Origin of the sequence: Tahibacter caeni, from assembly GCF_024609805.1 — a bacterium.
GTDB lineage: Bacteria > Pseudomonadota > Gammaproteobacteria > Xanthomonadales > Rhodanobacteraceae > Tahibacter > Tahibacter caeni.
Window position 1 is genome coordinate 1 of sequence record NZ_JANFVR010000200.1, and the last position, 8,966, is coordinate 8,966.

Below are 8,966 nucleotides of genomic sequence, written 5' to 3' on the forward strand. Positions count from 1 at the left end.
TGGGGCGCCGGGCGGCGGCGGCCGCCGCCCCCCCCCCCCGCGGCCGCGGCGATGCCGAGGCCGACGACGGTGCGGGAATTCATATGGTTCATGTCTTGGTCCCCGAAGAAGATCCTTTCGATGTCCGTGTCGCTGCGGATCGCGCGCGCCGCACCGGCACGGCGGCGGCGCGCGCGACCGGGACGCCGCTCAGCGCTTCGCGCGCCTTGCCTTCCAGCCGACGAAACCCAGCGCCGCGACGATCAGCAGCAGCGGCACGAGCAGGATGTTGATGAACTTCAGCCGCGTGCCGAGCGATTCGATGTCGGCGTCGAGCTGGCGGCGCACTTCGCGCAGCTGCTTGCGGATCTCGACCTTGCGCTTGAGGAAGTTGTCGAGCTCGGCCCTCTGCTCGGCCGACAGCACCATCGCCTGGTCCTGGCTCTTCGCGCTCTGCAGCTCGGTCAGCTTGCGCTCGGTGTCGCTGAGTTCCTGCTGCAGCTGCTTTTCCTTGCGCCGGAAGCTGTCGTCGGCCTGGCGCTTGAGCTCGGCGACCTTCGTGAACGGCCGCTGCGAGGTCGCGCGGCCGCGGATCGAGATCAGGTCCGAATCGCCGGCAAGGTTGTCCACCGCATTGATGACGAGATCGCCGTTGTTGGCGAACGCGTTCAGCACCTTCTGGCCGAAGAAGTTCTGCACTTCGGCCCAGAGCCGGTCGCTGAGGATGTCGGTGTCGGCGAACACGACGACGGCGTTCTTCTCCCTGGCTTGCGCCAGGTGGCCTTCGTCCTTGCGTTCGGGGAACGCGGTCTTGAACTGGCCTTCCAGCCGCGCGGCGAGCACGAACGGCTGGCCGGTCGGCACGAAGTCGGCCAGCAGGCTCGACGGATCGCTGAGGAACTTCAGCCGTTCCGACGGCACGCTCATGGACTGGTCCGAGGACTGGATCAGCGGCACCAGCTTGGACGTCGTTTCCTTGGCCAGCTCCAGATAGCCCACGGTCGACATGTTGATCGAGTCGAGGTTGGCCGTGATCACGTCGTCGCTGCTGAGATCCTTGCGCACGAAGCCGAGGATGGCCGGGTGGCGCACCGGCGGCGCGTTCTGCGCGATGCTGATCTGCAGTGCATGGGCGCGGTCGAGCACGACCTTGTCGCGCGCGTATTCCAGCCCCCAGGCCTTGAACAGCCGGGACAGGTCCGAGGATTTGTCGGCCAGCATCGCCGCCTGCGGGTTCTGCGGATCGGCGCCGGACTGGTCCTGTTCGGCCTCGGGATCGACGAACACGAGCAGATGGCCGCCGCGCAGCACGAACTGGTCGAGCGCGTAGAGCGTGTCGTCGCCGAGCTCCTTCGGATGGACGAGCACGACGACCTTGATGTCGTCGTCGATGCGCTTGAGCGCCGTCGCACTGAGCTGGCGCACGTCGAAGAACTGGCCGAGCTCGCCGTAGATGGCCCAGGGCTCGCGCATCTGCCGCGTGGCCGGATCGAAGCCCATGGCCATCGGCAGGCTGCTGATGAAGCCGACTGCCGGCTTCTTGTTCGACGCGAGATCGTGGATCAGCTTCGCGATGTCGTATTCGGCGAGGTTCTCGCGGCCCGGGTCGAACAGCGGGATCTTGGCTTCGCCGTTCGTGGAATTGCTGCCGTAGAGGCCGAGGAACACGCTTTCGCCGGCCGGACCGAACGGCAGGCCCTGGATGCCGGCCGCGACGGCGTTGTCCTCGTCCTCGGAATAGGCGACCGGGTCGACGACCTTCAGATGCACCTTGCCGGCCGAGCGCGCCGCGATCTCCTCCAGCAGCTCGCGCACGCGCGGGTAATAGGCGCGCAGTGCGCGCGCGCTGAGGTTGTCGGTGTCGGCCGTGCCGCGGTCGGAGAAGTACAGGGTCAGCTGGATCGGCTCGTCGAGCTTGCCGAGCAGGCTGCGCGTGCCGGGCGACAAGGTGTAGAGATCGTTCTCGGTCAGGTCGACGCGTGCGCCGCGGAACAGCAGGTTGCTGACGAGGATCACCGCGACGAACAGCGCGGCGAGGATCAGCAGCGCGCTGCCGGTCAGGGTCTTGCGATTGAATGCCATGGCGGTTCCCTCCTCAGTCGGCCTTCTTCAGATCGATCACGATCGCCGTCGCGTAGAGCCACGCGGCGATGGTCAGCCCGAAATAGATCAGGTCGCGCAGATCGATCACGCCCTTGGAAATCGCCTGGAAATGCGTGAACAGGCTCAGGCCCGCGATCGCGTCGACGACGCCCTGCGGCAGGAAGGACTGGAAGAAGCCGAGCACCAGCGGGAAGCCGGCCATCAGCAGCAGGAAGCAGATCACCACGGTCAGGATGAACGCGACGACCTGGTTGCGCGTGGCCGCCGACAGGCACGAGCCGATCGCGAGGAATGCGCCGGCCATCAGCAGGCTGCCGAGGTAGCTCGCGACGATGACGCCGTTGTCGGGATCGCCGAGATAGTTGACCGTGATCCAGATCGGGAAGGTCAGCGCGAGCGCGATGCCGACGAAGGCCCAGGCCGCGAGGAACTTCGCGAACACCGCCTGCCACATCGTGATCGGCAGGGTCAGCAGCAGCTCGATCGTGCCGCTCTTGCGCTCCTCGGCCCAGAGCCGCATCGCGATCGCCGGCACGAGGAACAGGTAGAGCCAGGGATGGAAGCCGAAGAACGGCTGCAGGTCGGCGCGGCCGCGTTCATAGAACTCGCCGTAGTAGAAGGTCAGCGCGCCGGCCAGGATCAGGAAGATGACGATGAAGACGTAGGCCACCGGCGTCGCGAAATAGCTCGCGAGCTCGCGGCGGAAGACGGTCCTTACCGGATTCATGCGCGGGCCTCCGTGGCGTGCGGCTGGGTGATGCTGCGGAACACCTCGTCGAGGCGGCCGGCTTCGAGCTGCAGCTGGCTGATTTCGACCCCCTGGTTCTTCAGCACCTCGCTGATCGGCACGAAGATCGCGCGGCCCTTCTTCGGTATCGCGGTGATGCGGTGGTCCTGCGGATCGATCTCGATGCTGTCGATGTCGGCGACGCGGGCCAGCGCCTCGCGCGCCGCGCCGGTGTTGACGGCGATCAGCGAGACCGCGCCGTGGTAGCGCGAACGCGCTTCGAGCTCGGCCGGCGTGGAATCGGCGAGCAGGCGGCCGCCGGCGATGATGACCGCGCGCGTGCAGACCGCATGCACTTCCTCGAGGATGTGCGTGGAAATGACGATGATCTTCTCGGCCGACATCGCGTTGATCAGCGCGCGGACCTCGTGCTTCTGGTTCGGATCGAGGCCGTCGGTCGGCTCGTCGAGGATCAGCGCCGGAGGATCGTGCAGAATGGCCTGGGCCAGGCCGACGCGGCGCTTGAAGCCCTTGGACAAGGTATCGATCGGCTGGGCCAGCACGGCCTCGAGCTGCAGCCGGCCGATCACGTCGTCGATGCGCTGCTTGCGGCGCTCGCCGCTCAGGCCGCGCAGGTCGGCGATGAATTCGAGAAACGCGCGCGGCGTCATTTCGCCGTAGCTCGGCGCGCCCTCGGGCAGATAGCCCAGCGAGCGCTTGGCCTGGATCGGCTGGCTCTCCACGTCGTAGCCGCAGACCTTCGCGCTGCCGGCGGTCGGCGCGAGAAAGCCGGCGATCATCTTCATCGTCGTGGACTTGCCGGCGCCGTTCGGACCGAGGAAGCCGAGCACCTGGCCCGGCTCGACCTTGAACGAAATGCCGTCGACGGCCGTGAACTGGCCGTAGCGTCTGGTGAGTTCTGAGGTTTCTATCATCGTCTCGTCACCGTAGGTCTGAAATGCCGACCGCTGTCCCGCGCCGCGCGGATCGGCGCGCGGGTCAGCGACGGTAGCGTGGACCGGCTCGGGGCCGGCGCGGTCGTCCGCGCGACGCCGGCGTACGGGACGCAGCAGCGGGCGGACGGGAACGCGTCGGAATGTACCGCAAAGCCGCGCGAAAGTTCCCGGCGGGCGCGGCCGTGCGGTGCAACGGCGTGCGGCACCCGCCCGGATGGGCGAAGAACCAAAATAAAGACCCCGCGGACGGGCCGCGGGGTCTTCGGAGTCGCTGCCGGCGCGAGGTTCGCGCCCGGCGCCGCGCTTACTGCGCGGGGGCCGGCGCCGGCGTTTCGGCCGGCTGCGCCGCCGGCTCGTTCGCGGCGACGTCGTCGCTGATCGGCAGGTAGACCTTGAACTGCTGCTCGTCGTCGGCGACGGTGGCCGGATCGGTCAGCATCACGTCGAAATAGCGGTTCGTGTTTTCGTTGAAGCGGTAGCCCATCGACATCGCATAGGCCTTCAGCGCGAGGCGCGTCAGCGGCAGGCCGGCCGGACTGCCCATCCACGTCGTGACGAGCGCCTTGCCCGTATAGCCGTTGCGGGCGACGACAGGGCCGGCGACGACGAGGTTGCCCTTGCGGTCGATCTGGCCCGGTGCCGGCTCAGCCGGCTCGGCACCTTCTTCGGTCGCGGCCTGGTCGGCGACGCTCGGCGGGACCGCCGGTCCGATCGTGTAGTCCTTGCCGTCGATCTTCAGCGTGGCGCTGCTGACCGGCAGGCCGACGTCGAACACGTAGTTCTCGTCGCCCCACTCCACCGTCGTGGTGTAGCGCGGGCCGACGGCCGTGAGGTTCTGCTTCTTCATGACCGCGTGGATTTCCTGCAGCGCCTTGTCGGTCGCGGCGGCGACGTCGTCGAGGCTGCGCGGCGCGCTGGTCGCGACGACGAGCTGCGGCTGCGCCGGCACGTCGGCGACGAAGACTTCGTACGGGGTGTAGTCGACGTTCGGGATCGCGGCCATCTGCTGCTGCAGGCTGGCCAGGTTCATCTGGATGTGGGTCGCCGGGTCGCCGTTGATGTACAGGCCCGAGTAGCGCGCGACGAGGTCCCAGCCGTAGTCGACGTCATAGGCCCAGCTGACCTTGGTGATGCGGCCGTTCTTCTGCGGCTCGAGCGTGATCGTGTAGCGCTTGTTCTCGCCCTTCCACGCGTTGGCCACCTTCCAGACGATGCTGGTGTCGCCCTGCTTGTCGGCAATCTCGAAGCTGCCGTTGCCCGGGCTGGGCTTGGCGCTGGTCCAGTTGATCTTGGCGCCGTTGCCGTAGTTCGGGCCTTCGAGCGTGAACTGGGTCTTGCTGTCGAGCATGCGCACCACGCCCCATTCCGGGAAGCGGCGGAAATTGCTGAGCATGTCGGCGATGTGGCGGCCGTTGTGGCTGATCTCGACGGAGCGTTCGATGTGACCGGACGACGGCAGCGCCAGTCCAATAATGACGGCCAGCGCGAACACGATGATCGCGGCCACAATGAACTCAAGAATACGCGTCATTCCAGAAGTCTCCAGGACTAATCCGCCGGTCGGTCCACGGACCGCCGCTGCTGTTGCAAGGTCGGGAACGGACGAAACCGACGCGCGCTGCTGCAGCGCCGACCGGTCCGCCGAGTCGCGCATGGTACTTGCTCCGGACCACGATGGCTATTACCTGAATCCCATCCGCCGGGCCGCTTGACGACACCGCGAACGGCCTGGTGCCGAATCGTAATTCCTTGTTACAAAAGGGTGTTGCGGGGACCGTCCGACGGCGGCCGCGCCGCTGCTTTCGGGACGGCCGGCCGCCGGCCCGCAAGCAGCGCAACGCGGAGGTGCCGCTCGTACGGAGCCGCGGCATGCCGGGCGCAGTCCGGGGGTGGCGGACTCGACGGTCCGCACGGCAAGCGGCCTCTCGCGGACGATCGACGGCGCGCGCCGGCGGTCGAGTCCGGCCGACACGGTGATCGGCGCCGCTACCGGCTCAGACGATGCCGAGCTCGAAGGCCTTGAGCACCGCGCGCGTGCGGTCGCGCACGCCGAGCTTGGACAGGATGTTGGACACGTGGTTCTTGACCGTGCCCTCGGCCACGCCGAGCGAATTGGCAATTTCCTTGTTGCTGTAACCGCCGGCCATCAGGCGCAGGATCTCGGTCTCACGCTCGGTCAGCGGATCGGGCCGGTCCAGGCTCACGAACTCGTTGTGCATGCGCTCCAGTCCCGAGAGGAGGCGCTGGGTCACGACCGGCGCGACGAGCGAACCGCCCGCGGCGACGGTCTTGACCGCGTCGACTAGCTGGTCGAGCGAAACGTCCTTGAGCAGATAGCCGCGCGCGCCGGCCTTGAGTCCGGCCAGCACGAGCTGGTCGTCGTCGAACGTCGTCAGGATGATGGTCGCCGGCAGCTGGTTGGACTGGGCCAGACTGTTGAGCACGTCGATGCCGCTCATGCCGGGCATGCGCAGGTCGAGCAGCACGACGTCGGGCTTCTGCTGCGGGATCAGCTCGACCGCCTGGGCGCCGTCGGCGGCCTCGGCGATGACGCGGATGTCGTCCGACAGTTCGAGCAGGCTGCGTATGCCTTGCCGCACCAGGGTCTGATCGTCGACCAGCAGTACCGAAATCATGCAGTAGTCTCCAGAGGCAGCCAGGCGTCGAGGGAGAAGCCCCGGTCCCTTGCCGTAGTGATGTCCATGCGCCCGCCGAACTGCGCCAGGCGCTCACGCATGCCGACCAGGCCGTTGCCCGGCTTGAGATTGTCGCTGCCGCGTCCGTCGTCGCGCGCATGCATGACGACTTCGCCGTCCGCATGCTCGAACTGCAGCCACAAGGTGCGCGCGCCGGAATGGCGCACGGTATTGGTGATGATTTCCTGGGCGCAGCGCAACAGCACCTGGGCGCGGTGCGGGTCGTCGACGCCGAAGCGCGGCGGCAGCTCCAGCCGTATGTCGAGCTGCGGCACGCCTTCGATCAGGGTGTTCAGGGCCTGGGTCAGGTCGATGCGGTCGTCTTCGCGCATCTGGCTGACGACTTCGCGCACATCGCTGAGCAGCAGCTTGGCCACCGACTGCGCCTTGCGCACGTGCTCCTGCGCCGGCTGCTGCACGAGGTGGCTCGCGACTTCGAGGTTCAGGCTCAGCGCGGTCAGGTGATGGCCGACCAGGTCGTGCAGCTCGCGCGCGATGCGCAGACGTTCGGAAATGCGGCTGGATTCGGCCAGCAGCGCGCGCGTCGCGCGCAGCTCGGAATTGAGCCGGCGCTGCTCGTCGCGCGCCTCGCCCTGCTGCTTGGCAATCAGCGAGGTGAAGAAAACCAGCGCGGAAATGCCCAGATAGAGGCTGGACTGCAGCACGGCGTCGCCGATGGACCAGCCCGGATTGCTCGCGAACACCGGTACGAGCACGTAGTTCTGCACGACCATGCAGATCAGCGCGACGCGGAACGGCATGAGCCACGGCAGCAGCATCGACTGCACGACGAGCAGCATCGCGCTGAGCCCGCTCTGGCTGTACCAGCCGATCGCGACGGCCAGCGCGACGAGCACGGCCAGCAGCACGAGCTTCAGCGGCACGTAGCGGCGGCTGCCGAGCTTGAGCAGCAGCAGCCAGAACACGATGCCGAACACGACGTAGCAGAACACCCAGGCCGACAGGTGCCACAGCGGCCGCTGGTCGGCCAGGAGCTCGGTGACGAGGCTCTCGTAGCGCAGCAGCGGCATGCCGGCAGACAGATAGGTGAACAGGCCGGCATAGCGCATCAGCCGGATGTGGTTGATCTGGGCAATCTGCATGGTGCGCATGATAGGCGGCCGGGCCCGCCGGCGTACCTGTACGAAGTCAGGCGTCGCCGGCAGGCGTGAGATTTGAGTTAACGGTCGCCGGATACGCCGGCGCGTGACTTCCGGTAGGGGTCCGCATCGCGGCCGCCGCGGCGGCCCGCCGCTCGGCCATGAACGTCCGGCATGCCGCGCCGGCCGGCGGCGAAACGCGCCGCCGGCGCCGCGGCCCGTCGTCGGCGCCGGGCCGGAACCCGTTTCCGCCGCCCGGCGCTTGCGCGTCGCATCATGGCCAGTGCCGCAGGCCCATGCGATACTCGCACAATCCGCGGGCGCCATCGGTAGGCCGCCCCGCAATACCGCTGGAGCAACGAATGGCCATCGCCATCCGCGACGTGCGCGAGCACGAGCTGGATTCCGTCCTTGCACTGAACAACGCCGCCGGCCCGACCATCCTTGCCCTGGATTCGACGCGAATCCGCTGGTTTTTCGACAATGCGGACTATTTCCGCATCGCCGACGTCGACGGCCATGTCGCCGGTTTCCTGATGGCGATGCGCGAAAGCAGCGACTACGACAGTCCGAACTACCGCTGGTTTCGCGAGCGTTATCCGGCCTTCGTCTACATCGACCGCATCGTGATCGCCAAGCCCTATCGCGGCCTGGGCCTCGGCCGCGTGTTCTACGCCGACGCGACGAGCTTCGCCGAAGTGCGCGTGCCGGTGCTGTCCTGCGAGGTGTTCCTCGAACCGCGCGACGACGTCTCGGTGCTGTTCCACGGCACCTACGGCTTCCAGGAAGTCGGCCAGCAGATCATGCCGGGCCTGGACAAGCGCGTGAGCCTGCTGGCCAAGAACCTGCCGAGCTTCGACTTCGTCCGCGCGACCTATCTCGAAGGCGCCACGGGCCAGCTGCCGAACCAGCCCTGGCTGGCCCAGCGCAAGCGCCCGGGACCGGTTTCACCGCGGCGCGCCGCCGGCGGAATCTGAGCGCATGGCGCGTCCGCTGCCCAATTTCGAACCGGTGGGTGAACTGAAGTTCGGCCAGGTCGGTATCGCCAACCTGCGCCTCAAGAGCCTCGACGACGCGACGCTGGCGCAGGAGCTCAAGCAGAAGCTCGACACCGCGCCGCAGCTGTTCCAGCGCGCGCCGGTCGTGCTGGACCTGAGCCATCTGCCGCAGCTGCCCGACGCCGCGCGCGTGCGCGCGGTACTCGCGACGATACGCGCGAGCGGCATGCTGCCCGTGGGACTGGCCTACGGCACCAGCGAGAACGAGGCGCTCGCGCGCGAGCTGGATCTGCCGCTATTCGCGAAGTTCCGCGCGGCCTACGAGAGCGCGGCCGACACGCCGCAGCCGAGCGTCGAGCCCGTCGCCGCAGCGCCGGCCCGGGCCACACCGCCCCCGCCCAGCGCGC

Annotated in this window: 8 protein-coding genes; 2 read left to right on the forward strand and 6 right to left on the reverse strand. The window is 67.8% G+C overall.

Annotated elements, in window-relative coordinates; all coding sequences use genetic code 11:
- Positions 1-189: 189 nt before the first annotated feature.
- The 6 genes from NON22_RS15795 to NON22_RS15820 form a co-directional block, all read right to left on the reverse strand.
- Positions 190-2,061, reverse strand: coding sequence for a Gldg family protein (locus tag NON22_RS15795; protein WP_257387906.1), 1,872 nt, complete (start codon positions 2,059-2,061; stop codon positions 190-192).
- Between the two features lie 13 nt (positions 2,062-2,074).
- Positions 2,075-2,809 (reverse strand): ABC transporter permease subunit, encoded by a 735-nt coding sequence (locus tag NON22_RS15800; protein ID WP_257387907.1) that lies wholly within the window; start codon positions 2,807-2,809, stop codon positions 2,075-2,077.
- On the reverse strand, positions 2,806-3,744 hold the full coding sequence (locus NON22_RS15805) for an ABC transporter ATP-binding protein (protein WP_257387908.1): 939 nt from the start codon (positions 3,742-3,744) through the stop codon (positions 2,806-2,808). The genes NON22_RS15800 and NON22_RS15805 overlap by 4 nt, the downstream gene beginning before the upstream one ends.
- A gap of 325 nt (positions 3,745-4,069) precedes the next feature.
- On the reverse strand, positions 4,070-5,296 hold the full coding sequence (locus tag NON22_RS15810; protein WP_257387909.1) for an SRPBCC family protein: 1,227 nt from the start codon (positions 5,294-5,296) through the stop codon (positions 4,070-4,072).
- A gap of 463 nt (positions 5,297-5,759) precedes the next feature.
- Positions 5,760-6,401, reverse strand: a complete 642-nt coding sequence (locus NON22_RS15815; RefSeq protein WP_257387910.1) for a response regulator — start codon at positions 6,399-6,401, stop codon at positions 5,760-5,762.
- Positions 6,398-7,573 (reverse strand): sensor histidine kinase, encoded by a 1,176-nt coding sequence (locus NON22_RS15820; RefSeq protein ID WP_306673848.1) that lies wholly within the window; start codon positions 7,571-7,573, stop codon positions 6,398-6,400. The genes NON22_RS15815 and NON22_RS15820 overlap by 4 nt, the downstream gene beginning before the upstream one ends.
- 350 nt (positions 7,574-7,923) lie before the next feature.
- Here NON22_RS15820 and NON22_RS15825 point away from each other — a divergent pair, with 350 nt between their 5' ends.
- A complete protein-coding gene (locus tag NON22_RS15825) occupies positions 7,924-8,538 on the forward strand; it encodes a GNAT family N-acetyltransferase (RefSeq protein WP_257387911.1) in 615 nt (204 codons plus the stop codon).
- Between the two features lie 4 nt (positions 8,539-8,542).
- The coding region (locus tag NON22_RS15830) for a septum site-determining protein MinC (protein WP_484600506.1) at positions 8,543-8,966 on the forward strand (424 nt) is incomplete at its 3' end.

Coding starts and splice junctions, on each gene's coding strand:
- NON22_RS15795 (WP_257387906.1), bottom strand. CDS start 2,061: ATGGCATTCAATCGCAAGACCCTGACCGGCAGCGCGCTGCTGATCCTC.
- NON22_RS15800 (WP_257387907.1), bottom strand. CDS start 2,809: ATGAATCCGGTAAGGACCGTCTTCCGCCGCGAGCTCGCGAGCTATTTC.
- NON22_RS15805 (WP_257387908.1), bottom strand. CDS start 3,744: ATGATAGAAACCTCAGAACTCACCAGACGCTACGGCCAGTTCACGGCC.
- NON22_RS15810 (WP_257387909.1), bottom strand. CDS start 5,296: ATGACGCGTATTCTTGAGTTCATTGTGGCCGCGATCATCGTGTTCGCG.
- NON22_RS15815 (WP_257387910.1), bottom strand. CDS start 6,401: ATGATTTCGGTACTGCTGGTCGACGATCAGACCCTGGTGCGGCAAGGC.
- NON22_RS15820 (WP_306673848.1), bottom strand. CDS start 7,573: ATGCGCACCATGCAGATTGCCCAGATCAACCACATCCGGCTGATGCGC.
- NON22_RS15825 (WP_257387911.1), top strand. CDS start 7,924: ATGGCCATCGCCATCCGCGACGTGCGCGAGCACGAGCTGGATTCCGTC.